Raw genomic sequence first — 1063 nt, 5'->3', positions numbered from 1 at the left:
GAGCGTGTCATAGAAAGCCTCCCAAGGGAGGCCGCAGGGTTTGGAAACTGTGTCCAGCAGTACCAACGCCCTGCAAGACGTAGCTTCGGTAGACGACTTTTTGAATGCAGCGGCTACCGAGACAGTACCGCTGTTCGAACACCTTGAGTTCGAGTTTCTCCTGGAGTACGACGTGTTCGCCCCCTCGAAGCGGGGGCGAACACGAGTGCACCAGCCACCGGATCTCTTTCGCGGCTTTCTGCACTGCTACTACGAGGATGTCTACGGCACCCGTCCGGTCACGCGAGAACTCCAGCACAGCCTCGTCTGGTACTACTGCGGACTCGACAAACCGCCATCCAGAGACACGGTGGACCGCTTTCTCACCGACCTCGAACACGTTATTGACGATGTCTTCGACAGGCTCGTCGAGCAGGCCGCCGTCCGCGGCCTGCTCGACTCCACGTACTCCATCGATTCGACCCACATCGAAGCGATCCAATACAACGACGCTGCGTCGTGGAACTACGACCCAACAGCCGAAGAGTACTACTACGGCTTCGGCTGTACGATCGTCTCGACTGGCGCAAAGATCCCGATCGCAGCGGAGTTCACACAGGCCAAACAAGCGGATCAGGAGACGGCGATGCGCGTCACGCGTGACGCGCTCGCCGTCGATACACCCATCTGGATGCTGGGAGATAGCGCCTACGACATCCTCGATTGGCACGACCACCTGCTGGCCGCAGGGGTCGTGCCAATCGCTCCGTACAACCCGCGAAACACTGACGACCCGAAAGACATCGAGTACAGGGTCGAAGACCGAATCAAGGAACACAGCGAGGACGTTCAGCTGAAACAATCCATCTTGGACGAGACGTACAACCACCGGACAGGAGTCGAGCGAACCAACGACGCGGTGAAGGACTGCGGCCTCGGGCACGTCCGCGCCCGAGGCCGCGTCCACGCACGAACAGAAGTATTCGTTGCGCTGTGTCTCCGACTCGTTGTTGCCATCACCAACTACGAGCGAGGAAACGAACCGGGCTGCGAGAAGCTATGAGATGGATTCTATGACACGCTC

General features: G+C 59.1%; 1 protein-coding gene. It reads left to right on the top strand.

Going from position 1 to position 1063, the window contains the following annotated elements; genetic code table 11:
• Nucleotides 1-49: 49 nt before the first annotated feature.
• Nucleotides 50-1042, top strand: coding sequence for a transposase (locus KM295_RS16780; RefSeq protein ID WP_256031523.1), 993 nt, complete (start codon nt 50-52; stop codon nt 1040-1042).
• Nucleotides 1043-1063: the final 21 nt, after the last annotated feature.

Source organism: Natronomonas aquatica (assembly GCF_024449025.1).
Classification (GTDB): Archaea; Halobacteriota; Halobacteria; order Halobacteriales; family Haloarculaceae; genus Natronomonas; species Natronomonas aquatica.
This window is presented reverse-complemented; position numbering and strand designations above follow the sequence as displayed.